The sequence below is a fragment of the Streptomyces sp. NPDC003016 genome (assembly GCF_053591455.1).
The window spans coordinates 1-25788 of record NZ_JBSFTV010000053.1; the positions used below are offsets into that span (position 1 = coordinate 1).

Consider the following 25788-nt stretch of genomic DNA (forward strand, 5'->3'; position numbering starts at 1 on the left):
TGTTCCCGACTCTACCAGACGCTTTACCGCCCGACTTCGCCGGCGCCTTCCGGTTCTCCGCTTCCGCGTTTCCCTTTCCGGCGACTCCGACTCTATCAGCGCTTTTCCTTTTCTCTGACCATCGTTCTGCGAACATGCGGAACTTAGATCCGAGATAGGGTCTGGACTTGATAGAAGCTACCGACCTGCGACCCACTAGGAGGTGGGCGCTGGTGTCAGGCAGGACTACGACAGTACATCGCTCCGGCAGACGAGGCAAATCGTTCCGGTGCACCCCCTAGGTCCGCCAAGCGGTAGCTCTCATGCGGAACCGGGACTTCTCGTGACTTACCCTTCTGAACAGTACGCCGTCCTGGACAGGTAGTGACGGCGGCACACGAATCTCTCCACCCCCTGGGAGGCCCCCATGACCAGCGTGACGTCGCCACTTGCTGGACACGCCATCGGACTCGCCGCAGTCCCCGACCCGGTGTTCTCCGGTGCGATGGTCGGTCCTGGCACCGCTATCGACCCCGTACGTGAGCCGTCGGAGGCCGTGGCCCCCGTTGACGGTGTCATTGTCTCCCTGCACCCGCACGCCTTCGTAGTCGTCGACGCCGACGGGCACGGAGTTCTGACGCACCTGGGCATCGACACCGTGCAGCTCAATGGCGAAGGCTTCGAGCTGCTCGTCAACAAGGGGGACACCGTGACGCGCGGCCAGGCGGTCGTGCGGTGGAACCCGGCAGCCGTCGAAGAGGCCGGCAAGTCGCCGGTGTGCCCTGTCGTGGCGCTCGAGGCCACGGCCGACTCCCTTGTCGACCTGGTCGAGGACGGCGATGTGAAGCCCGGCGACGCGCTTTTCAGCTGGCAGTGACGCCGGCGCCGTAATAACGGCCGCGGGTACGACATCCATCGCGGTGGACTGGACAGGGTGCCGCCGCAACTATCGGAGACGGTGAAATGGAGACAACGCTGCGAGGCGTCGGCGTGAGCCACGGTGTGGCGATCGGCGAGGTTCGGCACATGGGTACGGCGGTTCTGGAGCCGCCGGCCAAGCAGATTCCCGCGGAGGAGGCGGAGCGCGAACAGGGGCGTGCCCGTCAGGCCGTGGAAGCTGTGGCTGCCGACCTGATTGCGCGCGGCAACCTGGCCGGCGGCGAGGCACAGCACGTGCTCGAGGCGCAGGCCATGATGGCGCAGGATCCTGAGCTCATGGCTGATGTGGACCGGCGCATCGCCGTCGGCAGTACGGCCGAGCGTGGCGTGTACGACGCCTTTGCCGCCTACCGGGCTCTGCTGGCGAATGCCGGTGAGTACCTGGCCGGCCGGGTCGCGGACCTGGACGATGTGCGGAATCGTATTGTCGCCCGGCTGCTGGGCGTTCCGATGCCGGGTGTGCCGGACAGCGACGAGCCGTATGTACTGATCGCGCGGGATCTCGCCCCCGCCGACACGGCGCTGCTGGACCCCACGCTGGTGCTGGGCTTCGTGACGGAAGAGGGCGGGCCGACCAGTCACAGCGCGATCCTGGCGCGTGCGCTGGGTGTGCCGGCCGTGGTGGCTCTGCCGGGCGCCGGTGAGCTGGCCGAGGGCACGGTCGTCGCGGTGGACGGCAGTACCGGCGAGATCTTCGTCGATCCGAGTGCGGAGAAGCGTGCCGAGCTCGAGGCGGCTGCCGCCGCTCGCAGGGCGGCCTTGTCGGCTTCGACGGGGCCTGGTGCGACGTCCGACGGACACAAGGTGCCGCTGCTCGCCAACATCGGTGGTCCCGCCGATGTGCCGGCCGCGGTCGAGGCCGGGGCTGAGGGCGTGGGCCTGTTCCGTACGGAGTTCCTCTTCCTCGACGACAGCAAGCAGGCGCCGTCGGAGGAGAAGCAGGTCGAGGCGTACCGCAAGGTTCTCGAGGCGTTCCCCGAGGGCCGCGTGGTCGTGCGGGTGCTGGATGCGGGCGCGGACAAGCCGCTCGACTTCCTGACCCCGGCGGAAGAGCCGAACCCGGCGCTCGGTGTGCGGGGCCTGCGGTCTCTGCTCGACCACCCGGACGTGCTGCGTACGCAGCTGACCGCACTGGCGAAGGCCGTCGAGGGCCTGCCGGTGTACCTGGAGGTCATGGCACCGATGGTCGCGGACCGTACGGACGCCAAGGCGTTCGCGGACGCGTGCCGTGCGGCCGGGCTGCGGGCGAAGTTCGGCGCGATGGTCGAGATTCCGTCCGCCGCGCTGCGGGCGCGCTCGATTCTTCAGGAAGTCGAATTCCTTTCACTGGGGACGAACGACCTGGCCCAGTACACCTTCGCCGCCGACCGGCAGGTCGGTGCGGTGTCGCGGCTCCAGGACCCGTGGCAGCCGGCGCTGCTCGACCTGGTGGCGGCCTCGGCCGATGCCGCGAAGGCCGAGGGCAAGAGCTGTGGCGTGTGTGGTGAGGCTGCGGCCGATCCGCTGCTCGCCTGTGTGCTGACCGGTCTGGGTGTGACCTCCCTGTCGATGGGTGCGAAGGCCATTCCCTATGTCCGCGCGACACTGGCGAAGCACACACTCGCCCAGTGCGAACGTGCTGCCGCTGCTGCGCGTGCCACGGACACCGCCGACGAAGCGCGGGCGGCCGCGCAGGCGGTGCTGTCCGGCGAGTAACCGGACGGTTTCTGTGGGGAGCCGAGGGCTCCCGGCCGACATGGCCGGGAGCCCTCGGGCGGATCAGTGGTGGGTGTCGGGCTCTTCGATGTCGAAGCCCGGGCAGTACTCGACGCCGGGCTCGGGGGATACGGGATCGCCGGTGTCCGCGTCCGTGCAGTAGGCGCTGAAGACTTCCCCTGCTGTGAGTGCGACCAGTCGGCCCTGGTGGAGTCGCCAGCCGTGAAGCCGGTCGGGTACTCCGGGCTCGGTGGTCCTCAGTACCACTCCCCCGGTGCTTTCCACGGCGATGCCCGCTGCCAGGACCGTCACGAACTCCGCGCCTCCGGCCTCGGTCAGGTGGGCCGGCTCGTTCGCGGTGCGCTCCGCGTGGAGTACGGCGAGGAGTTGTTCCTCTTCGGCCGGGACACTGCAGACGAGGTGATGGCTGCCGGGGCCCGCCTGTTCGAGCAGCCGTGTGACGAGGCGCGCGGCCCGGCCGAGGGCCTCGCGCCCGATGTCCTCGCCGCACTCGGCGCAGTTGCCCAGTCGAGCCAGGAGCAGGGTCGCGTACTCCCACGTGGTCTGCCGGACGGCTTCGTTGATGAGCAGGGGCACGAGGCTGTCGATGGGCTGGCCGGTGTACGGGAGGGAGGCGCCGCAGACCGCGACTTCCGCGGTGAAGCGGGTGCGGCTCTCCGCCGTGTCGGGATCGATTCCGGCCTCCCGGCAGAACTCCAGGAAGTCTTCGGGGTCGAAGAGCGCGACGGTGGTGTGCACTCCTTGCGCCGCGAGGGCGCGCAGCAGGCCTTCGACCTCCTGGAGGTAGGCCGTGTGGTCGTCGAAGACGAAGGTCTCGTAGCCCGTCATGGTCGCGAAGTCCTGCTCTTCGGCCAACAGACCTACCGTGCTGGGTGCTTCGCGGCGGAGTGTGCGCCGCATGGCCTTGCTCTTGTAGTGCTTCGTGGACTTGGTGTGCGCCATGATTCCCCCTGAGCGCAGTCGATCATTGCTCACTCACCGTAACCGGCGGCACTGACAACGCACGCTCCGTGAGGTGGTCGCCGGCGGTCCGGGGCGGGGCGGGCGAGGCCTGGGGCGGGGTCTTCAGCGACGGGTGCGGGCGAGGGTTTCGTAGAAACGGAGGAGGTCGAGGTTGTCGACCGAGCCCGGATTGACGGCCTTGGCGAGGGCCGTCCCCTGGAGGAGGCGCTTGACGGGCACCTCGATGCGCTTGCCGGTCAGGGTGTGCGGAACGCCGGGAACCTCGATGATCTCGTCGGGGACGTGGCGCGGGGAGAGCTCGGTGCGGATGGCCTGCTTGATGCGGGTGCGCAGGGCTTCGTCGAGGGTCGCGCCCTCGACGAGGTGGACGAAGAGTGGCATCCAGTAGCCGCCGTCGGGCTCTTCGAGGCCGATGACGAGGGACTCCCTGATCTCGGGAAGGCGCTCGACCACCTCGTAGATGTCGGCCGAGCCCATGCGGACGCCCTGGCGGTTGAGGGTGGAGTCGGAGCGGCCGTGGATGATCACCGAGCCGTGGTCGGTGATGGTGATCCAGTCGCCGTGCCGCCACACGCCGGGGTAGGTGTCGAAGTAACTGTCGTGGTAGCGGCTGCCGTCGGGGTCGTTCCAGAAGTGGATCGGCATGGACGGCATGGGGTTGGTGACGACCAGTTCGCCGACCTCGCTGATGAGCGGCTTGCCCTGGGGGTCCCATGCCTGGAGGTCGGTGCCGAGGCAGGCGGCCTGGAGCTCTCCGATGTGGACGGGGAGGGTGGGGACCGCGCCGGCGAAGCAGCTGCAGACGTCCGTTCCGCCGCTGACCGATGCGATCCAGAGGTCGGACGCGACTTCGTCGTGGAGCCAGCGGAAGCCGTCGGGCGGGAGCGGGGATCCGGTGGTGGCCACGCACTTGATGCGGGAGAGGTCGTAGTCGCGTGCGGGGTGGACCTCTGCCTTGGCGCAGGCCATGACGTACGCCGCCGAGGTTCCGAAGAGGGTGGCTCCGGTGCGTTCGGCGATGCGCCACTGGGCGTCGGTCCCGGGATGGCCGGGGCTGCCGTCGTACAGGACGACCGTGGTGCCCGTGAGGAGGCCGGAGACGAGGAAGTTCCACATCATCCAGCCGGTGGAGGTGTACCAGAAGAAGCGGTCCTCGGGACCGAGGTCGCAGTGCAGGCCGATCTGCTTGAAGTGCTCCAGGAGGATGCCGCCCTGGGACTGCACGATGGCCTTGGGCAGGCCCGTGGTTCCCGAGGAGTACAGGACCCACAGGGGGTGCTCGAAGGGGACCTGTTCGAAGACCGGTTCCGTGTCCGAGGAAGTGAGCGCGGACCAGTCCGTGGCGCCTTCGGGGGCCTCGGTGCCGAGGAGGGGGATGTGGATCACGGCGCGCAGGGTGGGGAGCTCGCGGCGGAGTTCGGCGACGGTGTCCGTACGGTCGTGCTCCTTGCCGCCGTAACGGTAGCCGTCGACGGTGAACAGGACGACGGGCTCGACCTGCTGGAAGCGGTCGAGGACGCTGCGGGCGCCGAAGTCGGGGGCGCAGGAGGTCCAGACTCCGCCGACGGCGGCGGTGGCGAGCAGGGCGACGGTGGCCTGGGGGATGTTGGGGAGGTATCCGCTGACGCGGTCTCCGGGGCGTACGCCCAGGGCGCGCAGTTCGGCGGCGAGGGAGCCCACCTGGCGGCGCAGCTCGGACCAGCTCACCGGAGTGGGTTCGTGGGTCTCGTCGACGTGGAGGAGGGCGGGGTCGTCCGCGCGGGAGGGGTCCTCGGCCGTACGGAGGGCGTGTTCCGCGTAGTTGAGGGTGGCTCCCGGGAACCACTGGGCGCCCGGCATGGAGCGGTCGGCGAGGACCGTTTCGTACGGCGTGGAGAAGCGCACGTCGAACCAGTCGGCGACGGCCTTCCAGAAGGTGCCGAGTTCGTCGACGGACCAGCGGTGCAGCGCCGCGTATCCGCCGTCGGCGGGTGCTCCGTACCGTTCGGCCGCCCAGCTCTGGAAGCGGGTGACAGCTGCGGCGGCGATGCGGTCCGCGTCCGGCTGCCAGAGGGGCGCGGTGTTCGCTGCTGAGGACATGGGGCGGCTCCCGGGCTGTACGCGTGGTGTGCGTGTGTCGCGCGCACGTGCGAAGGGTGTGCGCACGAGGCGGCTGAAAGGGACGATGCCACGTGATCGTCGTGCGCACCAGAGCGGGCCTCCCACAGCCGGGCGTCCGGTCATGTGCGCGCACCACGGGTGAACGGCAGTTGAACGGCCCCCGTGCGCGTGCGTCCGGATGGCAGGGTGAGCCGCATGGACGGTCGTGACCTGGTGCGCTCGGTGAAACTGGTCGGCACGGTGCAGGGACTGCGCGTCGCGCGCTCCGCGTGGCGGCGGCGTCGTACGGACGCCTGGGGACTGGAGCCGCGGGGAGCTGAGCGCGCCCGGGTGCCCGGCGCGGTGACCGGTGCGGAGCCGCAGCGGGGCGGCGGGGTGGTCCGTTTCGCCCGCTCGGAGCTGCGGGTGATGGTCGCGGTGGGCGGGGCGGTGTTCTGGGGCTGGGACGGCGCGGATCCGGAGCCCTCGTACGCGCTCGCGGGCGCGTGCCCGGAGCCGGACCTCAGGGCGGAGCTGGAGCCCGACAAGGACGGCGGCTGGCAGGTGGTGTCGGAGCGGCTCACGGTCGCCGTTTCGCGGCACGGTGCCGTGGAGGTCCGTACGCCGGGGGGCGTGGTGCTCCGCCGGGAGCTGCCGCCGCGCTGGTGGGAGCCGGACGCCGCCGGGCCCGCGCGCTGGTTGCAGCGCAGCGAGGTGCCGGCGGACGCGCGGTTCTTCGGTCTTGGCGGGCGGTCTTCGGGGCTCCGGCTGCGGGGCGGCACGTACCGCCTGTGGAACACCGGTCCGGGCGAGAGGCGCACCCCGGGCGACGAACCGCTCTCCGTCACCATGCCGGTGCAGTTGGTCGTCTCCGACGCGGGGACGCATCTCGTCTTCCACGACAACAGCTGGGAGGGCCGGGTGACACTGCGGGAGGGCGAGGAGGGGGCGGGGTCGGGCCATGACCGGCCGGGGACGAGTGAGCTGCGCATGGACGGCGGGCCGCTGCGCTGCTGGGTCGTGGCCGGTACTCCGGCGCGCGTGCTGCAGGGCTGGACCGCGCTCACGGGTTCGCCCGCGCTTCCTCCGTCGTGGGCGCTCGGTCCGCAGCACGCACGGTGGGGTCCGGGCGGTGAAGGGGAGGTCCGGCGGGTCGTCGCCGGTTACCAGGAGCGGGGGCTTCCCCTGTCCGTACTGCATCTGGGGCCGGGGGCGGGGCTGGACATGGACCACCGCGGCCGGCGTCAGGCCTCCACCGCCGACCGTGAGCGTTCTCCTGGTCTTCCCCGGCTTGCCGCGGATCTCAGGGCGTCGGGGGTGCGGCTGGTTTCGACGGTCGGTCCCGCCGTCAGGGCTGAGCCCGGCTCCGCGCTGTACGACAGCGGAAAGGCCATGGGGGCGTTCGTGCGGGACGCGCGGGGAAACGAGGTGCGCGGGCCGGGCAGGTCCGGGAAGCGTGTCTACCCGGATTTCACCGATCCGCGCGTGCGTGCCTGGTGGGCGTCACTGTACGAAGAGTTGTCTGCCCAGGGCTTCAGTGGGGTGGGGCACGAGACGAACGAACCGGTGGTCTTCTCTCCCTTCGGTGATCCGTCGTTGCCGCGCTCCGCACGGCACAGCCTGGAGGGCCGCGACGGCGATCACCGGGAGGCGCGCAATGTCTATGGTCTGGGGATGGCGCGCGCCGGTTACGAAGGGCTGCGGAAGGTGCGTTCCGGGGAACGGCCGTTTCTCTTCTCCCGCTCCGGGTGGACCGGCATACAGAGGTACGGCGGCATCTGTTCCGGGGGTACGGCGACGGGGTGGTCCGGACTGCGTGCCTCGCTCTCCCTCGTGCTCGGTCTCGGGTTGTGCGGGGTGCCGTACTCGGGTTCCGATGTCGGCGGGTTCGACGGCGTCCCCTCTCCCGAGCTGTATCTGCGCTGGTTGCAGCTGAGCGCCCACCTTCCGCTGTTCCGTACGCATGCGACGGCCACCGCGGGCAGCGGGGAGCCCTGGGAGTTCGGTCCGCAGGTCCTCGAGCACGCAAAGGCCGTGTTCGCCGAAAGGGAGCGGCTGCTGCCGTATTTCGTGACGCTGTCCCATCTGGCCCGCCTCACCGGTGCGCCTTATGTGCGTCCCGTGTGGTGGGGTACGCCCGAGGACCGGGCCCTGCGGGACTGTGAGGACGCTTTTCTTCTCGGGGACTGTCTGCTGGTAGCTCCCGTGCTGGAGCACGGTGCGGACCGCAGAGCGGTGCGGCTGCCGCGCGGACGGTGGTACGACACGGCTACCGGTGAGGCGTACGAAGGGCAGGGCCAGGTGCTGCTTGAGGCGCCCCTGTCGCGTGTCCCTGTGCTGGCGCGGGCCGGCGCCGTGATTCCCGTGCGGGGTGACGACGGCCGGCCGGCACTCGATGTGTGGGCACCGGCTGCCGGGCGTACCGGAGGAGGGCTGCTCGTGAGGGACTCGGGTGATGGCTGGGAGCGGGCAGAGGTCGAGCGGTTCACGACGCGGGTGGTCAGTGGCCGCGTGCTGGTGGAGCGCGAAGGCGGCGGAGAGGTGGGGCTTGCGGTGCGGGTGCGGGGCTGTTGAGACGACGTACCCGGGGACGTTCATTTCGCGTGGCTGTAGCTTCCCGCGAACCATCGGTGCACTGCTTCGGTGTGCAGGGGGAAGGCCAGCTCGGCGGGCTGGCGCAGGAGGTGCCAGCCGGTCGTTTCGTCAGTGGGTGCGGACGGCGGCAGGCCGGCGGCGTCGCGTTCGGGGAGCAGTCCGAAGAGGAGAAGGTGGCCGTCCGGGGAGCTCAGCGCGTCGGCGAGACTTACCTGCTCCGCCGGGGCTTCGATGCCCGTCTCCTCGCCCAGTTCGCGTACGACGGCCTGCTGCCAGTGCTCTGCGTGGTCGACGAAGCCGCCGGGCAGTGCGGTCCCGCCGCGCCGTGGCTCGATGGCACGGGTGATGACGACGAGTCCGCAGCCCTGTGGGTCGCGTACGGGCAGCAGGGCGACGGCGACGGGCAGAGGGTTGCGGTAGGCCGTGTCGCCGCAGACGGCGCAGGTGCGGGGCCAGTCGCCGGCCGGCCGGTACGGCGCTCCGCAGCTGGAGCAGTGGGAGTTCCTCACGGGCTTCTTCGCGGGTAAGGACACGCGCGGACTGTATCGGATCACCCTTCCCTCCGGGGCCGTCGACCTGATAGATGGAGGGTCCATGACACGACTTGCTCCCGCGCCGCGCACCCTGGCCACCGCTGCCGTCGCCCTGCTCGCCGTCGCAGCCGCCCCCTCCACGGCGCAGGCCGAACCCGAACCGAAGGCGCCCGGGGAGTTCGTGTCCCTGCGGTCCGTGGACCCGACGATCATTCAGGAGATGCGCTACACCACCGCGCACAATTTCGTGGGCGTGCCGGTGGACGGCTACCGCCAGCCGGTCTGCATCCTCACCAGACCTGCCGCGAAAGCCCTGCACGAGGCGCAGACGGAGCTGCTGGGCCGCGGCTACTCGCTCAAGGTGTACGACTGCTACCGGCCGCAGCGGGCCGTCGACCACTTCGTGCGGTGGGCGAAGGATCTTGAGGACGAGACGATGAAGGGGGAGTTCTATCCCCACGTCGACAAGTCACGGCTGTTCGCGGACGGCTACATCGCGGAGAAGTCCGGGCACAGCCGGGGCAGCACCGTCGACCTGACGATCGTGAAGCTTCCCGCGAAGGCCACCAGGCCGTACGTCCCCGGTGAAGAGCTCGTCCCCTGCTACGCGCCCAAGAATGAGCGGTTCCCGGACAACTCGGTCGACATGGGGACTGGTTTTGACTGCTTCGACACGCTGTCCCACACCGAGGATCCTCGTATCCAGGGTGTACAGCGTGCCAATCGGCAGTTGCTGAAGGGGCTGCTCGGTGAGCTCGGTTTCGTGAATCTCACCGAGGAGTGGTGGCACTTCACCTACAAGCCGGAGCCGTTCCCGGACACCTACTTCGACTTCCCGGTCACCCGGCGGTCGGTCGCCGGGCACTGACGCGTGGCCTCCCGACAGGGCCGGGCGACCGGAGCCACCCCCGTGGGTCCCGGCCGTCCGCCCTGTTCTCTCCTTTCGGACGCGGTACAGCCGTATCCGGTTCTCCGTCGGGCCGTTACCGTGCGCCCATGGAACAGCGGACTTTTGATTCGTACGAGGAATTCTGGCCCTACTACGTCGCGATGCACTCCAGGACCGCGACCCGGTGGGTCCATCTCACCGGCACCCTCACCGGCCTCGCGGTCAGCGCGTACGGCCTGGCGCGCGGCCGGAAGCGGTATGCCGCTGCGCTGCCGCTCATCGGGTACGGCGCCGCGTGGCCCGCGCACTTCCTGATCGAGAAGAACAATCCGGCCACCTTCGGGCACCCTGTCTGGTCGCTGCGGGGCGACGTACAGATGATCCGGACGATGCTGGCGGGGCGCGACCGGGAACTCGCGGAGACCGCCGCCAAGTGGCTCGCGGAGAACCGCTGATGCCGGGGTCCGCCCTGTCGGCCGGTTCCGGGCGCAACGTTCCCGGGAGCCGTTGCTGTCCATGACCTTGACGCTCCATCACCACCGGTGAACACTTCCCGTTGTCAGTCGGCGTCGCCGTACGACGGTTCCCGGGAACGTGGAGAACGAGTCTGTTCCCGGGGTCCTCCCTGATGCGGTTCAGGGGCCTCCCCCACGGGCGATTCCACCGGCTCGGCATGCTCGTCACGGACGCCGGACAGGGCAGGGCAACCCCTGCCTCCGGCCGCCGGCCATGGGAAACGCACCCTGCACTTCAGGACCGGGGCCCGGCCCCGGGCGAGGGCCTAGGAGCCGCCATGAGCAACGGGGACATCTTTGTCGGTGAGGTCATCGGCACCGCCATCCTGATCCTCTTCGGCGCCGGTGTGTGCGCCGCAGTCACCCTCCACCACTCCAAGGCGAAGGCCTCGGGGTGGATCGTCATCTCCTTCGGGTGGGGCATGGCCGTGCTGGCCGGGGCGTACACCGCCGCCCCGTTGTCCGGCGGGCACCTCAACCCCGCTGTGACCATGGGCATCGCCGTCGACACCGGCGAGTGGGGGAAGGTCTGGGTCTACGTGCTCGGGCAGATGGCCGGTGCGATGCTCGGGGCCGTACTCGCCTATCTGGCCTACTACGCCCAGTTCGCCGCCAACAAGGACGAAGCGACCGCACTGCCGACGCTGGGCATCTTCTCCACCATTCCGGAGGTGCGCAGCCCTGTCGCCAACCTCCTCACCGAGATCATCGCGACGGTCGGCCTGGTGCTGCCCGTCCTGGCGTTCGGGATGACCAAGGGGCTCGGGGAGTCCGGCACCCAGGTACTGATCGTGGCGCTCCTGGTCGTCGGCATCGGCCTCTCGCTCGGCGGCCCCACGGGGTACGCCATCAATCCGGCCCGCGACCTCGGGCCGCGCATCGTCCACACCGCGCTGCCGATCCCGAACAAGGGCACGTCCGACTGGGGGTACGCCTGGGTGCCGGTGGCGGGGCCGCTGATCGGCGGGGCGTTGTCGGGCCTCGTCTACAACGCAGCCTTCTGAGCACTGAGAGCTTTCAGCCGAGTTCGGACAAGGGGACGCCATGACGGAGCAGACCGGGCACACCGAGAAGTACGTCGCCGCAATCGACCAGGGCACCACCTCCAGCCGCTGCATGATCTTCGATCACAGGGGCGCGATCGTCGCCGTCGACCAGCGTGAGCACCGCCAGATCTTCCCCAGGCCGGGGTGGGTGGAACACGACGCGGCCGAGATCTGGTCCAAGGTGCAGGCCGTGGTGGCGGGTGCGCTCGCCAAGGCCGGCCTGCGCGCCGGGCAGCTCAGCGCGCTCGGTATCACCAACCAGCGCGAGACGACGGTGCTGTGGGACCGGGCAACGGGCAAGCCGGTGCACAACGCGATCGTCTGGCAGGACACGCGTACCGCCGCCCTCTGCCACGAACTGGGCGGCACGGACGGCCAGGACCGCTTCAGGGAAGCGACCGGGCTGCCACTCGCCAGCTACTTCTCCGGGCCCAAGGCAGCCTGGCTCCTCGACAACGTTCCCGGGCTGCGGACCCGCGCCGAACGGGGCGACATCGCCTTCGGGACCATCGACTCGTGGCTGATCTGGAACCTCACCGGTGGCACGGACGGCGGCGTACACGTCACGGATGTGACGAACGCCGGGCGCACCATGCTGATGAACCTGCGAACGCTCCAGTGGGACCGGGCGATCCTCTCCGCGATGAACGTTCCCGAGGCCGTGCTGCCGGAGATCAGGTCGTCGGCCGAGGTGTACGGGACGGCCGTCGGGCAGCTCGCGGGTGTGCCGGTCGCCTCCGCGCTCGGTGACCAGCAGGCCGCTGTCTTCGGGCAGGCCTGCTACGACGTGGGAACAGCGAAGAACACGTACGGGACAGGCAGTTTCCTGCTCCTCAACACCGGTGGCCGGCCGGTTCCTTCGAAGAACGGTCTGCTCACCACCGTGGGCTACAAGATCGGTGACGAGGCGCCGGTCTACTGCCTGGAGGGATCGATCGCGATCACCGGGGCGCTGGTCCAGTGGTTCCGGGACCAACTGGGGATCATCCGTTCCGCGGACGAGATAGAGGCGCTCGCGGGAAGCGTCGACGACAACGGCGGGGCGTACATCGTGCCGGCCTTCTCGGGGCTGTACGCGCCCTACTGGCGCTCCGACGCACGCGGTGTGGTCACCGGCCTCACCAGGTACGTCACCAAGGCGCATCTGGCGCGGGCGGTCCTCGAGGCCACCAGCTGGCAGACCAGGGAGGTCGTCGACGCGATGTACCAGGACTCGGGCGTGGCGATCACGACGCTCAAGGTGGACGGCGGCATGACCGGGAACCATCTGCTGATGCAGCACCAGGCCGATGTTCTGGGTGTTCCTGTCATCCGGCCGAAGGTCTCCGAGACGACGTGCCTGGGCGCGGCGTACGCCGCCGGGCTGGCGACCGGTGTCTGGTCGGACCTGGACGAGCTGAAGTCGCACTGGCGGCGCGACGTCGAATGGTCGCCGCGCATGGAGGCCCAGGAACGCGACCGGGAGTACCGCAACTGGCGCAAAGCCGTGGAGCGGAGTTTCGGCTGGGACGAGGAGGGCGGCCAGGGCTGACAGCGCCGGCCCCGCGACCGCGGTCCGTACCCCTGTCGGCGGGGTACGGGCCGCTCGGGGCCGCGTAGCACTACGGACTGCTGCTCCGATGCGCTCCGCGGATCGCTCGGAGTCCGTTCCCGGGAAGGCTCAGGTCGTTGCGGCCTGCCGCCGGTCGGCGGAGCGGGCCAGCGCGTGCTCGACCACCGCGATGAGCACTCCCTTGACGGTCTCCCGGTCCCGCGCGTCGCACAGCAGCAGGGGCACGCCCTCGTCGAGGTCGAGTGCCGTACGCACCGTCTCCGCCGGATAACGGGTGGCGCCGTCGAAGCAGTTGACGGCGACGGCGAAGGGAATGCCCCGACGCTCGAAGTAGTCGATGCCGGCGAAACAGTCCTCCAGGCGGCGGGTGTCGGCGAGCACGACCGCGCCGAGCGCCCCCTGCGCCAGCTCGTCCCAGAGGAACCAGAAACGGTCCTGGCCGGGCGTACCGAAGAGGTAGAGCACCAGGTCTTCGCGGAGCGTGATCCGGCCGAAGTCCATGGCCACAGTGGTGGTCTTCTTGCCCTCGACGCCGGCGGTGTCGTCGACCGGGCGGCCCGCTTCGGTGAGCGCCTCCTCGGTGCGCAGTGGCCTGATCTCGCTGACCGCGCCCACCAGGGTGGTCTTGCCCACCCCGAAACCACCCGCGACGAGGATCTTGAGCGTCACCGGTTCGACCGGTCGCTTCTTGCGGCTAGAGCGCCCGAAGACCATTGATTACCTCGCGAAGAATACTCTCGTCCGGCAGCTCCGCCGGCGGTACGGGTCGGGTCACATGTACCAGCTCGTCCTCGACGAGGTCGCCGACGAGGACTCTGACCACCCCCACGGGGAGGTCGAGGCCCGCGGCGAGCTCGGCGATCGACTGCGGCGTCTCACTGCAGAGCTCGACGATCTCGACGTGCTCGGGAGCGAGCGTCTGGTCGCGCCCGGGATCGTCGGCCGCGGGCTCGGGAACGACGAGCGCGATCAGATCGAGCCGGTGCCGGCTCGCACTGCTCGTACGGCCACGCGTCATCGCGTACGGGCGCACCACCGGGCCCGCGTCGTCGTCGAACCAGTGCGGCGATCCCTGCTGGCCTGCTTCGCTCATGTCAGCCCACTCACCCTCCGGCGGGCGGACCGGAGCGGGGCGCGGTCGTCAGGTGGGCGCCGACCCGCTTGACCATCAGCGTCATCTCGTACGCGACCTGGCCGACGTCGGAATCGGAGTCCGACAGGACAGCGAGGCAGCTGCCGTCACCCGCAGCGGTGACGAAGAGGAAGGCGTCGTCCAGCTCCACCACGGTCTGCCGGACACGGCCCGCGTCGAAGTGGCGGCCGACGCCCTTGGCGAGGCTGTGGAAGCCGGAGGCGACGGCGGCGAGGTGTTCGCCGTCCTCGCGCGTCAGGTCCTTGGAGGCGCCGGTGGGGAGCCCGTCGCTGGAGAGCACCAGGGCCTTGCGGATGCTGCCGACGCGGTCGACGAGTTCGTCGAGGAGCCAGTTGAGCTCCCCCGAGCCCCGGCCCGTGGTGTGGTGTGCTGTGGCGTTCGGTGCGGTCATCGACCGTCCCTCTCTGGTGTCGTTCCTGGTGCTGTCTCGCCAGGGCCTGGCTCGTCCTCGGCGTTCTGCCGACGGCCGCGCTGCCAGCCGCGTTGGAGCGAAGCCATACGGCTGCGCACCTCCTCCGCTTCGCGCTCGGTCTCCTGCTCGGTGGCCGGCGCGTCGGTCGCGGGTTCGGTGCGGTCTGCGGCGGCCTCGCGCAACTGCGGGGCGAGGTTGGCCTGGCGGACACGGCGGGGCAGTCCGGCCTGCGGGGGGCCCGGAGCCCTGTCCTCGGTGGACGGTTCCCGTGCGGGCGGTGTGGTGGACGTGATGGGGGCGCGGTCGCGACCGCCGACACGGCGGCCGTGATCGGCGACGAGGGTCGGGGCCTTACGGCGGGGCAGTGGAACGGGGACTCCGGGGCGCGCGCTTTCGCCGTTCCCGGGAACGTGGTCGGAGGCCTGCTGGTGCTGTTCGCCGGCGGCTTCCCGGGAACGGCTTCGGAAGCGTTCCCCGGAACGACCGCGGAAGCGTTCCCCGGTGCCTTCCCGGGCGCGGAACAGACCGCCGCGCTCGCTCTCCGTGTCCTCGATGTCGGCGACGCTGTCGAGTGAGCCGAATGAGGCATCCTCGAGGCCCAGTGCCCCCAGAGGCGGTTCGAGTTCGACAGGGCCGTCCAGTATCGCCTGAGCGGCGAGCTCGGCAGGCAGACGCGAGAGCGTCGTCAGGGACTTGCGGCGTCCGCTGTTTCCCGCCGCCGCTCCGGTCCCCGCCTCGTCGGCCGAGTGCTTGCGGTCGAGCCGGAAGCCGGTGCCGTTCGTCTCGGGTGCGTCCGTGAGCAGGGCTGCCGGAACGAAGACGACCGCGGTGGTTCCGCCGTACGGCGACTGCTGGAGCGAGACCCGGACGTTCTGGCGCTGGGCGAGCCGGCTGACCACGAAGAGGCCGAGCCGGTCGGTGTCCGACAGCTCGAACTCGGGAGTCTCGGCGAGCCGCAGGTTGGCGTCGAGGAGGGCGTCGGGCGTCATACCGAGGCCACGGTCGTGGATTTCGAGGGTGAAGCCGTTGGCGACCCGCTCGCCGTGCACCTGCACCGCGGTGTGCGGGGGCGAGAACACCGTGGCGTTCTCCAGGAGTTCGGCGATCAGGTGGGTGAGGTCGGCGACCGCCGGGCCACCGACACCGATGCGCGCCAGCCTGCGTACCTCGATGCGCTCGTAGTCCTCGACCTCGGCGACGGCGGCCCGTACGACGTCCATGAGCTGGACGGGCTTGCGCCACTGGCGGGACGGGGCCGCGCCCGAGAGGATGACCAGGCCCTCCGCGTGGCGGCGCATGCGGGTGGTGAGGTGGTCGAGGCGGAAGAGGTCGGCGAGTTCGTCGGTGTCCTCGGTGCGGCGTTCCATGGTGTCGAGGAGCGTGAGCTGGCGGTGGAGCAGAACCTGGTTGCGGCGGGCCAGGTTGACGAAGACCTCGGAGACGCCGCGCCGCAGGTCGGCCTGTTTGACGGCCGATTCGACGGCCGCGCGCTGAAGGGTGTTGAGGGCCTGGCCGACCTGGCCGATCTCGTCCTTGTCGTACTCCAGACGCGGCGCCTCGGTCTCCACGTCGACCTCCTCGCCGGCGGCGAGTCTGCGCATGACGCTGGGCAGCCGTACGCCGGAGACCTCGTGGGCCTCCCTGCGGAGGCGGGAGAGGTCGCGGACGAGACTGCGGCCGATCCGTACGGACAGGACCAGCGAGACGATCAGGGCGACGAAGCCGAGCACGCCGGCGGCGCCCGCTTTGGCGAAGACACCGAAAGCGACCGGGTCGACACGGTCCTGATAACGGTCGCCCGCGTCCTTGCCCTCGCGGGCCAAGTGGTCGAGTACGCCGGTCGCGGCCTCGTTCCAGCTCTTCGCGGTGACGGCGCGCGGGCTCTTGGTGACACCCTCGGTGATGAGGTGTTCCTCAGCGGTACGGAGGGCCTCGGTGGCCGGGCTGCCCCAGTAGTCCGCGAAGGCCTCGCGCTCGGTCGCGGGGAGGAGTTCGAGGTTGACGTCGTACAGCAGATCGCGGTTCGCGGCCAGGGCCGAGATCTCGCGCAGCTCGGGCGGGTCGAAGCGGCGGGCGACGAAGCCGGATGCGACGAGGGCGTCCTCGCGGGAGAGCATCTCGTGCGCGCGGGCGACGCCGACCAGGGCACGGCCCTGTTTGTCCAGCTCCACGTCTTCGAGGACGTGGAGGGCGGTGAGGAAGGTGTAGCAGGGATCGACGAGCCGGTTGTAGCGGTCGAGGGCCTCGCGTCTGGTGACGGTGCTGTTCTCGACGGAGCGGCGCAGCGTTTCGATGTCAGCGAAGGCTCTGAGGAGGGAGGTCAGGCGCTTGGACGCCGAGGGCCGCATGTCGTCGCGCACGTGGGGGTCCTGTGCCTGGGCCCTGATCTTCGCGACGGACTCGTCGGTGGTCTCTCGCTCACGGCGGAGGGCGGCGAGGGCGTCGGAGGCCCGGGGGTCCGCCAGATAGATCAGCGTCTGCCGCCGTTCCTGCTGGATCACCCTGACCGCGTCCTCGACGGGCCGGCCCACCTGCTCGACGGTGTGGGCCATGTCCAGCATTCGGCCGGCCTCGCGACCGGTGATCACGGTGGCGAATCCCCAGAGCGAGGTGAGGGACACGAGCGGCACCAGCAGCAACGCCACGATCTTCCTGCGGATGGACTTCCCGCGAAAGCGCATGGCCTCCCCCAGCTCGCCCCCCGCCGGGCAGGGGTGGTGTTCCGTCAATAAACGGCCTGAGCCTACTACTGTCACTCACGCAACTCGAAGACATGTCCGGGCGATTTTCGGCCGCTCCAAGGTGAGTTGACCATGAGTTGTCACGCCATTCCGGGAGCTTGCAGGCGCCGTTGTGGCGAAGGACACGCGTACGTACGGTTCTCGTCCCGCCGGGGCAGATGGCTGGAATTCTACGTTCTGCGGGAATCTTCGAGGTGTGCCGTTCGTCCTGCTGTACGAGGGGGGACCGGGCGAGGCCATACATGCCACATTCGGTTCGGGGTAACGGCGTAAAGGGACGCAAGGCGGGCAGCCACTCGTGAAAGCGGGCGTCGCGCGCCCGAGTTGAGTGCACGCCAGGCGGTGGTGGGGAGTGAAGGTCCGATGGATACGGAAGAGCGCCGTACGGCGTCCAGGGCGTCTGCGGCGCCCGTGACGTTCGAGGTCGCCGAGGATTTCCCGGAGCCCGAGGCGGCCGGGGCTCAACGGCAGTTGTGGGTGGACGAGCCTGCGGTACGGCCGCGGCTGCCCGATCCGGTCCGTACAGCAGCCGTCCGCTCCGTCCTCATCACGTCCCTGACGCTGATCCAGGCGATGGTGGCCTACCTGTCCACGCTCGCGGGGTCGTGGCTGGCGTTTCCGATGGTGCTGAGCAGCGTGGGCAGCACCGTGGTCGCCACCTGGGGCGTCCTGGACGTATGGGTCACCCGACAGGTGTGGAACCAGCGCCACGGCGTGGTCTCGGTCCCGAGCAGTACGGCGCGCCGACTGCGACGCGAGCGGCGGAAAGCCCGCCGGACGGCCCGCAGGTCCGCCCGGACACAGCAACGGGAGGAGCGGACCCGGCGGGGGACGGGCCGGCTCTCCCAGGCCTGAACCTCGGACAGGACCGGACAGGCCCAGGCGGGCCCGGACAGGCCCAGGCGGGCCCGGGATGCCCTGGGACCCGGGGCCGCGCCGAGCCCGCCCCTCGCAGACGTCGCCGCTACTCGGCCCGCTCCGGCGTGCGCTTGAACATCCGTGTCGCCGTGATCTCGCCGTGCACCGTCTCGCCGTCCGGGTCCTGCTGCGGCAGGCCCGGCCTCAAGTGCTCCTCCACGCTGATGTACTTCAGCCCCGCCCTGAGGTCGGCGTCGTTGCGCAACCGGATGACCAGCGGGAACTCGGCGAGCGCGGTCGTGTCGAACAGCCCGGTCGTGTAGAGCAGCTGGACGCCGAGCGCGTCGGACACCGCCCGCTGGAGCTCCAGCAGGTAGGTGGCGTTGGCGCGGCCGATGGGATTGTCGAGGAACAGCGTCCCCGCGTGCCGGTGCTTGTCACGGCCCCGGTCGTTGCTGCGCAGCGCGGCCATCGTGCAGTACAGCGCGATCGCGGCCGTCAGCAGCTGGCCGCCCGAGAAGACGTCGCCCATCTGCCCGACCGGTACCCGCTCGGCGCGCAGCACGGCGTCCGGCTTGAGGATCTCGACCGAGACGCCCTTCGGCTGGAGCGCGGCCTGAACACCCCGCAGCAGAAGTGACATTCCGTCCCTGCGCAGGTCCGAGTTCTTCCTGACGGCCGCGCTGGTCGCCTCGTCGATGACCTCGCCGAGCCGCTCGGTGAGCGTCACCTGGTCCGGCTCCTCGAAGCGGATCCGCAGGAACTCCTGGCCGGACCACTCGCCGAGTCCTTCCGGCAGCTGGGAGAGGCGCTGGGCCGAGCGGAGCGTCGCCAGGGCCGACTCCACGAGGCCCCGGAGCCGGTCGACGATGCTGTCGCGATTGCGCTCCAGCTGTTCCAGCTCGTCGGTCAGTACGCGCAGCCGGGGCGCGAACGCCGCCGCCCACGCCGCGGCGTGCTCGGGCAGCGCGGCGGCCGGCAGCTCGCGGATCTGCTGGCGCGCGGGGGTGCGTACCTGCTCGTACCGCGTGGAGTTGGCATTCCGTACGAGCACGTCGCTCGCCTCGCGCACCGAGGCCTCGGCGGCGGACAGGTCGGCCGCGCAGCCGCGCAGCGAACGGCGGGACTCGGCGGCGGACTGCCGGGCCTCCTCCAGACTGCCCGGGTAGGGGTCGGGTCCCTCGGCGGCCTCGTCCTCCTGGTGGTAGTCCCTGAGCAGGTCGCGCAGCAGCGCCGCCGTCTCGTCGAAACCGCCCGCCGCGTCCTCGGCCGCGCGGTGCGCCCGCAGCAGCTCGGCGTGGGCCGCGCGGGCCGAGTCCAGGGCGTCGGTACGGGAGGCGAGTTCGGAGGTGGCGGTGCGCAGCAGCGCCTGCGCGTGCTCCGCGTCGGCGGGCACGAGGTCGTCGGGCAGTTCGGTGTGCGCCGCGCCGTCCTGGGGGGCGAGGCGCTCGGCCTCACCGCGGAGCCTGCCGAGCTGCTCGCTCGCGGCGGACGCCCTCGACTCCAGCATCTGTACGAGGGATTCGGCGCGGGCGACCGCGGCCTGCCGGGACGGGCCGTCGGCGCCGTCCGTGCCCTCCAGCATCAGGGCGGCCCTGGTGCGGACCTTGTTGGAGAGCCGGTTGAGCTCGGCGAGGGCGGCGCTCTCCTCGCTCTCCGCCCTGGCCTGCTCGGCGCGCAGATCGGCGCCGACACCGACCTTCTCGTACAGCTGGGACGCGGCACGGTACGCCTCGCGCAGCGCGGGCAGCGCGATGCGCGGTGCGTCCTGGTCCGGCTCCGGCGGCGTCTCGGGAGCGCCGGCGATCTCGGCCCGCTCGGCGCGCAGGGCGCGCGCGGTCCGGTGGGCGTCGTCGGCGGCGCGCTGGGCGGCGCGGCGGTCCTCGTCGGCCGCCTTGGCGCGCTCCAGGCAGACCGTGGCCCTGGCCTCCAGTTCCGCGGCCTCCTCGGTCAGCTCGCGCACCTTGACCTGCCAGCCGGCGCGCTCCCGCAGGCGGTGCGCGAGGCCCGCGAGGGCGTCGGCGACGCGGCGGGCGCGCTGGGCGGCGTCCTGCCGTTCGTCCCTGACGCGCGCGGCGTCGGCCGCGGCCTCGTCGGCCTCGGCACGGACCGTACGGGCCTCGGCGAGCGCGGCTTCCGCGGTCTCGGCCGCTTCGCCCGCCCTCCTGGCCGCCTCCGCCAGTTCGGCGAGCATCCCGGGCGGGCAGTCGGCGCGCCAGGAACCGAGGCGGGCCGCGAGCGTACGGTCGCCGGCCAGCCGGGCGGCGAGCCTGCGGATCTCCTCGTCGCGGGCGGTCGCCCTGGCCCGCAGCGCCTGGCGCTCCTCGTCGGCCGCGTGTTCGTCGTGCATCGCCGGGTTCGGCGGTACGAGGAAGACGTCGGCGCGGCCCGACGGGGCGGCGCCGGGCGCGGGTACGGGCGCCAGGAGCGCGGCGGCGGTGCCGACGGCGACCGCCGAGCGGGGCAGCAGCGCGGCGCCGACGAGGGCTTCCCGGGCCCTGACGTGCGCGTCGGGGTCGGTGATGACGACGCCGTCGACCAGCTCGGGCCGGGCCGCGAGCACGGCGGCGTGGTCGGCGGGGTCGACGGCCTGCGCGAGGTAGCGCCAGCCCGGCAGGGCGGGGATGCCGTGCTCGCCGAGGAACTCGACGGTGGCCAGGACGTCGGGGCCGGGGGGCAGCAGCCCTCCGTCGCCGAGTGCCCCGAGGATGCGCGCGTCGTCGGCGGCGGCGGTACGCAGGTCGAAGAGCTTCCGCTCGGCGGAGGTGATGCTCTGGTCGAGCAGAGTGAGGAGGTCCTCGGCGTTACGGTCCAGCTCCTCGACCGTGAGCGGGCCCTCGGCGGCGCGGCGGGGGACGCGGGCCGACTGGAACTGCGCGGACGCGACCGCGGAAGCGGCGGACCGGCCGAACGCGTCCGTGCGGGCGCCGGCGTCGCTGTCCGCCGGGCTCGTCGTGCCGTCGGCGGTTGCGGGGGCCGTGCCGTCCGGGCGTGCCGCCGCAGTGGCGGCGGTGCCGTCCGGCGGCGTTCCGGCCGTGCCCCGACGGGGCTGCGGTACGGCGGCGGCAGGATGGGACGCCGGCAGACTGAGCAGCTCCGCCAGGCGGTCCTCCGCTGCCAGCGACTGCGCCGCGCGGCGCTCCGCTTCGTACGCGTGCTGCGCGCCCTGTGCGGCGTCCGCCGCGCGGGCCGCCGCCAGTTCGGCGCGGGCCTCCGCGCCTGCGGCCTCCTTCGCCTGCTCCCCCGTCGCACGGGCCGCTTCACGGGCCGTGTCCCAGGCGGCGACCGCCGCCTTCTCCGCGTCGGTGGCGGCCAGCGCCGCCCGCGCCGGGTCGGCGTCCGGAGCCGTGTCGTCGAGCCAGCCGGCGCGTACCGCTTCCGCCGTCTCCTGTTCGACCTCGGCGAGGCGCTGGCGCAGGTGCCCGGCCTCGCTGCGGGCGCGCTGCGCCTGGGTGGCGGCCGTGGTGGCGTCGCGGTGCGCCGCCTCGCCCGCCTCCTGGAGGGCGGCCGAGCGCTCTTCCTCCTCGGCGGCCACGCGTTCCCCGTCCTCGGCCGCCGCGTGCAGGGCCCGTACGAGCTCGCCTGCGGCCGTGGCACGGGCCGCCAGCGCCGGGGCGGCGTCCCGCTCTGCCTCGCGGATGGCGACGGCCACGCGCGCGGAGCGGTCCGCGGCGGCGCGGTGGCGCAGTACGGCCTCGGCGGCCTGCCAGGCGGCGTGCAGCGTACGGGCGTCGGCCAGCTCGCGGCGCTGCGCGCCCGCCGCCTTCTCCGCGGCGGTGAGGGCCAGCGAGGCGTGCCGGTAGGCCAGCTCGCTGGCGATGAGGGAGCTGCGGCTGCGGGCCTGCTCGGCCTCGGTGACGGTGTGCGCGGCGGCGGTGACCTGCTGGGCGAGCTCGGCGGTCCGGCCGCGCTCCTCGGCGGCGCGCGCCGAGAGCCTTCGGGCGAGCGTACGGGTTCTTCGCTCGGCGCCCGCGTGGACGTCGCGGGCGCGCACGCGCGTCCCGGCCGCCTCGACGATGCGTCCGAGCAGGTCGACGGAGCCCGCCGTGAAGTCCCGCTCGGCGGTGAGCTCGGCCCGGCGGCCGAGCTTGTTGCCGAAGCCGTGGACGAGGTCGGCGAGGCCGTCGGTGTCCCTGGTGTCGGTGACGGCACGCAGCAGCAGGTCGGTGAAGTCGGAGTCCTTCTTGACCGCGAAGAGACCGGCCGCCTCGCCCTCGTCCGCGTTCATCTCGCGCTGGTAGCGGAAGAGCTCGGGGTCGAGGCCGAGGTCTCCGAGGTGCTCGTTCCAGCGGTCGTGGATCTCTTCCCAGTGGATGTCGAGGTGCGGGTACACCTTGCCCGCCTCGGTGATCGCGTCACGGAAGCCCTTCATGGTGCGGCGGCGGCCCTTCGCGCCCGAAGCGCCCTCGCCGGGTGTGCGGACGGCGGTGGACTCGGCGACCGGCAGCGAGTCGAGGCTGAGCCCGGGGCCGGGGCGGAAGGAGTACCAGGCCTCCGCGAACTTCCGTGGGTCGTTGGACACCTGCCGCCCGCGCCACTCGCTCACCTTGCCGACGACCACGCACTCACCGGTGAGCGTGTGCTGCCACTCCAGTGCCACGTGCCCGCAGTCGTCGGCGAGCAGGAATTTGCGCAGCACGCCGGAACTCGCGCCGCCGAGTGTGTTGCGGTGGCCCGGCAGCATCACCGAGAAGATCAGCTTGAGCAGGACGGATTTGCCGCCGCCGTTCTCCAGGAAGAGCACGCCGGCGGGCGCGGGCCTGCGCGGCGGGCCGACCGGATCCTCCTCGAAGAACTCCGCCTGGGTGGGGGCGGGGTTGGGGACGGGCTTGCCGACTCCGCGCAGGTCAAGCACGGTGTCGGCGTAGCGCGCACCGGCGGGCCCGATGGAGTAGAGGCGGACCCGGGACAACTCGTACATGGCGGCGGACTCTCGTCGTAAGTCGTGAAGCGGCAGGTGTGCGATGACCGGCCGGCCGGAAACCGGCCGGGACCGGCTGGATCAGGCGTGGAAGGGCAGGCCTGCCTCGGCGGTCAGTTCGAGGTCGTCGGCGTCCGGCGGCGGCACCAGCGTCGCGCTGCCGTCGGTCACCGGCACCACGCCCAGTTCCAGCAGCTCGGCCATGGCGGCGCTGCCCGCCATGTCGCGGACCTGCAGCTGGTAGCGGGCGGTGGTGCGGTACGCCCCTCCCGCGTCGTCACCCGTGCGGTGCAGGAAGCCGGAGTCGGTGAGGAAGGCAACGGCCTTGCCGACGATGCCGGTGGTGGAACCGGCCAGCCGCCGCGCGTCCTTGGTGGCGCCGGTCGCGCTGCGACGGGCGTATATCCGCCAGGCCGCTTCGAGGCCGGGGGCGTCGGTGGCCGGGTCGGTGTTGTCGCCCTCGGCGTCGGCGCGGTCCTCGAGACGGCGGCAGGCCTGCCGTACGAAGGCGTCGACGCCGTTGACCGTGATGCGGCCGATGTAGTTGTCGTCGGCGAGGTCTTCGGGGCGGGGGAACGCCAGCGCGGCGACAGCCAGGTGGGCGAGGCCGTGCAGGAACCGGTCGGCGGAGTCGGCGGAGGCACGCCGGGCGTAGTCGCCCATGCGGACGGCGAAGACGGAGTCCTCTCCGGCGGAGACCGCCATGCCGGCGCGTGGGGAGACCTCGAGGACGACGAGCCCGAGCCCGGTCGCGACGGCGTCGGCCAGCCGGGCGAAGGCGGGCTCCTCGCGGTAGCGGCGGAGGAGGTCGGCGTACTCGATGTCGCGGGCGGGCAGCAGCTTGGGCTGCAGCCCGAAGGACACGAGCCGGGCGGCGTCGGCGGCGTCGGCGGGCGTGACCGCGCCGTTCGCGACGGGCGGGGGAGGTGAGGGAGCGGTCGCGAACGTCTCGGCCGGCTCGGCGGCGGTGGCCGCGTCGGCCGCGTCACCGACGGGTCGCTCCCTCCACGCGTCGGCGTGCTCTGCGTGGTGGTCACTCACGGCTGCTGCTCCTCGGTACGGAAGTTCTCGGTTTCGGGTACGGACGGGGTGGCGCGCCCGGCGCACGGGGTGCCCGGACCTGCGGCAGCGACGGCACGGTCACCGGGCGGCGCCTGCCGGTGCGGCGCGCGGACAGTGGCATGGATCGCTGCTGCCGGACCGGCGACCGCGGAAGGGGCCGGCTCCGGACGGGCGGGGGGCGGCGGAGCCGGGGTGCCGGTCCGGGGCAGGGCGGTCCGGCCTCTCGTACTCATGCCGTCTCCTTCCGGTCCGCGGTCATCCCGGCCGCGTCCAGCAGGGCCATGCCCACGATCAGGTCGGCGCCGCCGAACTCCGGGTCGTCGAGCTCGGCGCCGTCGTCCACGGCGAACAGCAGCCGTTCCTCGCCCTGCCGGTACGCGGTGCCGACCGGCGGGCTCGCCGCGTGGACCGCGAGCAGCGCGACGAGGTACGGGAGCTCGGGGTCGTGGCGCCGGGCGTCCGCCAGCAGCCCGGACAGCCTGCGCGGTGCGTCGTGCGGCAGGTCGAGCAGCTCCATCGCGCTCGCCAGCTGCTCCTCGCTGAAGCGGCTGTCGTCGGGGGTGGCGATCAGGTCGGGCTCCGGCATCTCGGCGCCCAGGTGCTCCCGCTCCACCGGCGGCGTCAGCAGGATGTCGACCAGGTCTCCGACGCGTACGGCGACGGGCGTGCGCAGCCCGGTGCCGCGCGCGAAGAAGGCGTCGGTGACCCGGATCGCCTGCTCGACCGGCAGCGGCAGCAGCGGGGCGACCAGCTGGCCGTACAGATCGAGCCCCGACCGGGCCGTGGGCGCGGCGAAGGCCTGGCGGTCCTGCTCGGCGCGGAACAGCGGTCCCGCTTCCAGCAGCCGGGACTGCAGCTGCGTGTGCCTGCGGATGCAGTCCTTGACGATGTCGACGAGCTCGGCCGCGCGCCGCTTGTTCTCCGGGCCCTCGGCCTCGTCGCGCGCCTTGCGGATGTTGGTGAGGATCGCGTTCTCGTGCCGGTAGCGGTCGGCCACGTGGTCGAGCGCCTCGGCGATCATGTCGGGCACGGAGTTGAGCCAGTCGACGGCGCGCACATTGCGCCGGGTGGCCTCCAGTGTCCTGCGGAGCGTCTCGGCGTACTGCACGGTCCGGTAGCGGGCCTGCTCGGCGGCGAGCTGGGCGTCGGCGAGCCGGCCCCGGCTGATCAGGACTTCGAGCTTGACCTCGGCGGCGATCTGCGCGCTGGTGACATCCGTGTCGAGGGCGCCGACGAGGACGTTGACCGCCTCGTCGGTGGTCCGCAGGTAGACACTGCCGCCATGTCCGGGGACCTCCTCGATGAGCTTGAAGTCGTAGTCCCTGCGCACATAGGCGCCGTCCGGGCCGAACGTGCCGTAGACCGCGCGGAAGCCGCGGTCCACGCTTCCCACGTTGATCAGGTTCTCCAGGACCCAGCGGGCGACGCGTTCGTGCTCGGCGAGTGGGCGGTGCGGGGCCTGGGCGGCGACGCGCGGGAGCAGTCTGGCCACTATCTGCTCATGGTCGGCACCTGTGTCGAAGTCCATGTTGAGGGTGACCAGATCGATCGCGGCGAGGGCGACTTCCGCCATCGCGTAGACCGAGTACTCGCCTGCGAGATTCGCCTTGCGGACGTCGAGATCATGGAGCGGCGCCGTGCAGGCGAGCGCACGGAGCCGCCGCGCGAGCCCCTCGTCGGCGGCCGGGCCCTGGGCAGGCCGCGGCCCCGCGCTGAGCTGGGGCGGAACCAATTCCGTCGATGCAGGCGAAGTCACGTGGCCCAGATTAGGTCCTCGCACTGACACCGGTCGAAACGGCGCAGAAGCGACCCCTGCGGGCGGGCCGGGACCGGAG

Annotated in this window: 19 protein-coding genes; 8 read left to right on the forward strand and 11 right to left on the reverse strand. The window is 71.6% G+C overall.

Translation table 11 applies throughout. The annotated features are described in order from the left end of the window. Positions 1–406: 406 nt before the first annotated feature. Both ACWDZ4_RS31365 and ptsP read left to right on the forward strand, forming a co-directional pair. Positions 407–856 carry a PTS sugar transporter subunit IIA gene (locus ACWDZ4_RS31365; RefSeq protein WP_451511775.1) on the forward strand — a complete coding sequence of 150 codons (450 nt, stop codon included), beginning with the start codon at positions 407–409 and terminating at the stop codon, positions 854–856. 86 nt (positions 857–942) lie between these two features. Beyond that, positions 943–2613, forward strand: a complete 1671-nt coding sequence (gene ptsP / locus ACWDZ4_RS31370) for a phosphoenolpyruvate--protein phosphotransferase (RefSeq protein WP_451511776.1) — start codon at positions 943–945, stop codon at positions 2611–2613. A 63-nt stretch (positions 2614–2676) separates the two neighbouring features. Here the strand turns inward: ptsP and ACWDZ4_RS31375 are convergent, their stop codons facing one another. Together ACWDZ4_RS31375 and ACWDZ4_RS31380 are read right to left on the reverse strand one after the other, a co-directional pair. Further along, on the reverse strand, positions 2677–3576 hold the full coding sequence (locus tag ACWDZ4_RS31375; protein ID WP_451511777.1) for a hypothetical protein: 900 nt from the start codon (positions 3574–3576) through the stop codon (positions 2677–2679). A gap of 123 nt (positions 3577–3699) precedes the next feature. Then, positions 3700–5676 (reverse strand): acetoacetate--CoA ligase, encoded by a 1977-nt coding sequence (locus tag ACWDZ4_RS31380; protein WP_451511778.1) that lies wholly within the window; start codon positions 5674–5676, stop codon positions 3700–3702. A 216-nt stretch (positions 5677–5892) separates the two neighbouring features. Here ACWDZ4_RS31380 and ACWDZ4_RS31385 point away from each other — a divergent pair, with 216 nt between their 5' ends. Continuing rightward, positions 5893–8250 (forward strand): glycoside hydrolase family 31 protein, encoded by a 2358-nt coding sequence (locus ACWDZ4_RS31385; RefSeq protein WP_451511779.1) that lies wholly within the window; start codon positions 5893–5895, stop codon positions 8248–8250. Positions 8251–8270: 20 nt separating this feature from the next. Here the strand turns inward: ACWDZ4_RS31385 and ACWDZ4_RS31390 are convergent, their stop codons facing one another. Then, positions 8271–8804, reverse strand: a complete 534-nt coding sequence (locus ACWDZ4_RS31390) for an NUDIX domain-containing protein (protein WP_451511780.1) — start codon at positions 8802–8804, stop codon at positions 8271–8273. A gap of 61 nt (positions 8805–8865) precedes the next feature. On the opposite strand from ACWDZ4_RS31390, the gene ACWDZ4_RS31395 reads away from it, so the two are divergent. The 4 genes from ACWDZ4_RS31395 (at position 8866) to glpK (ending at position 12785) form a co-directional block, all read left to right on the forward strand. Next, positions 8866–9672 (forward strand): M15 family metallopeptidase, encoded by an 807-nt coding sequence (locus tag ACWDZ4_RS31395; RefSeq protein WP_451511781.1) that lies wholly within the window; start codon positions 8866–8868, stop codon positions 9670–9672. A 128-nt stretch (positions 9673–9800) separates the two neighbouring features. Continuing rightward, positions 9801–10148 carry an Mpo1-like protein gene (locus ACWDZ4_RS31400; RefSeq protein WP_451511782.1) on the forward strand — a complete coding sequence of 116 codons (348 nt, stop codon included), beginning with the start codon at positions 9801–9803 and terminating at the stop codon, positions 10146–10148. A 338-nt stretch (positions 10149–10486) separates the two neighbouring features. After that, positions 10487–11212 carry an MIP/aquaporin family protein gene (locus tag ACWDZ4_RS31405; RefSeq protein WP_451511783.1) on the forward strand — a complete coding sequence of 242 codons (726 nt, stop codon included), beginning with the start codon at positions 10487–10489 and terminating at the stop codon, positions 11210–11212. 40 nt (positions 11213–11252) lie between these two features. Then, the gene (gene glpK, locus ACWDZ4_RS31410) at positions 11253–12785 is read left to right on the forward strand and encodes a glycerol kinase GlpK (protein ID WP_451511784.1); all 1533 of its coding nucleotides are present in this window, start codon (positions 11253–11255) and stop codon (positions 12783–12785) included. A 129-nt stretch (positions 12786–12914) separates the two neighbouring features. Here glpK and ACWDZ4_RS31415 read toward each other — a convergent pair whose 3' ends face one another. The 4 genes from ACWDZ4_RS31415 to ACWDZ4_RS31430 are packed head-to-tail and all read right to left on the reverse strand — an operon-like array spanning position 12915 to position 17052. Next, positions 12915–13520 (reverse strand): GTP-binding protein, encoded by a 606-nt coding sequence (locus tag ACWDZ4_RS31415; protein ID WP_451511785.1) that lies wholly within the window; start codon positions 13518–13520, stop codon positions 12915–12917. After that, the gene (locus ACWDZ4_RS31420; RefSeq protein ID WP_093801939.1) at positions 13501–13899 is read right to left on the reverse strand and encodes a DUF742 domain-containing protein; all 399 of its coding nucleotides are present in this window, start codon (positions 13897–13899) and stop codon (positions 13501–13503) included. The genes ACWDZ4_RS31415 and ACWDZ4_RS31420 overlap by 20 nt, the downstream gene beginning before the upstream one ends. A 10-nt stretch (positions 13900–13909) precedes the next feature. After that, positions 13910–14350, reverse strand: a complete 441-nt coding sequence (locus tag ACWDZ4_RS31425) for a roadblock/LC7 domain-containing protein (RefSeq protein WP_451511786.1) — start codon at positions 14348–14350, stop codon at positions 13910–13912. Further along, positions 14347–17052, reverse strand: coding sequence for a nitrate- and nitrite sensing domain-containing protein (locus ACWDZ4_RS31430; RefSeq protein WP_451511787.1), 2706 nt, complete (start codon positions 17050–17052; stop codon positions 14347–14349). The genes ACWDZ4_RS31425 and ACWDZ4_RS31430 overlap by 4 nt, the downstream gene beginning before the upstream one ends. A 423-nt stretch (positions 17053–17475) precedes the next feature. Here ACWDZ4_RS31430 and ACWDZ4_RS31435 point away from each other — a divergent pair, with 423 nt between their 5' ends. After that, positions 17476–17967 (forward strand): hypothetical protein, encoded by a 492-nt coding sequence (locus ACWDZ4_RS31435; RefSeq protein WP_451511788.1) that lies wholly within the window; start codon positions 17476–17478, stop codon positions 17965–17967. Positions 17968–18076: 109 nt separating this feature from the next. On the opposite strand, the gene ACWDZ4_RS31440 is transcribed toward ACWDZ4_RS31435, so the two are convergent. The 4 genes from ACWDZ4_RS31440 to ACWDZ4_RS31455 all read right to left on the reverse strand — a co-directional run bounded on the left by ACWDZ4_RS31440 (position 18077) and on the right by ACWDZ4_RS31455 (position 25709). Continuing rightward, positions 18077–22891 carry a hypothetical protein gene (locus ACWDZ4_RS31440; RefSeq protein WP_451511789.1) on the reverse strand — a complete coding sequence of 1605 codons (4815 nt, stop codon included), beginning with the start codon at positions 22889–22891 and terminating at the stop codon, positions 18077–18079. An 81-nt stretch (positions 22892–22972) separates the two neighbouring features. Further along, a complete protein-coding gene (locus tag ACWDZ4_RS31445; protein WP_451511790.1) occupies positions 22973–23932 on the reverse strand; it encodes a hypothetical protein in 960 nt (319 codons plus the stop codon). Next, positions 23929–24186: a hypothetical protein gene (locus ACWDZ4_RS31450; RefSeq protein ID WP_451511791.1), complete on the reverse strand. Its 258-nt coding sequence runs from the start codon at positions 24184–24186 to the stop codon at positions 23929–23931. Before ACWDZ4_RS31450 ends, ACWDZ4_RS31445 begins: the two co-directional genes overlap by 4 nt. After that, a complete protein-coding gene (locus tag ACWDZ4_RS31455) occupies positions 24183–25709 on the reverse strand; it encodes a hypothetical protein (RefSeq protein WP_451511792.1) in 1527 nt (508 codons plus the stop codon). The genes ACWDZ4_RS31450 and ACWDZ4_RS31455 overlap by 4 nt, the downstream gene beginning before the upstream one ends. Positions 25710–25788: the final 79 nt, after the last annotated feature.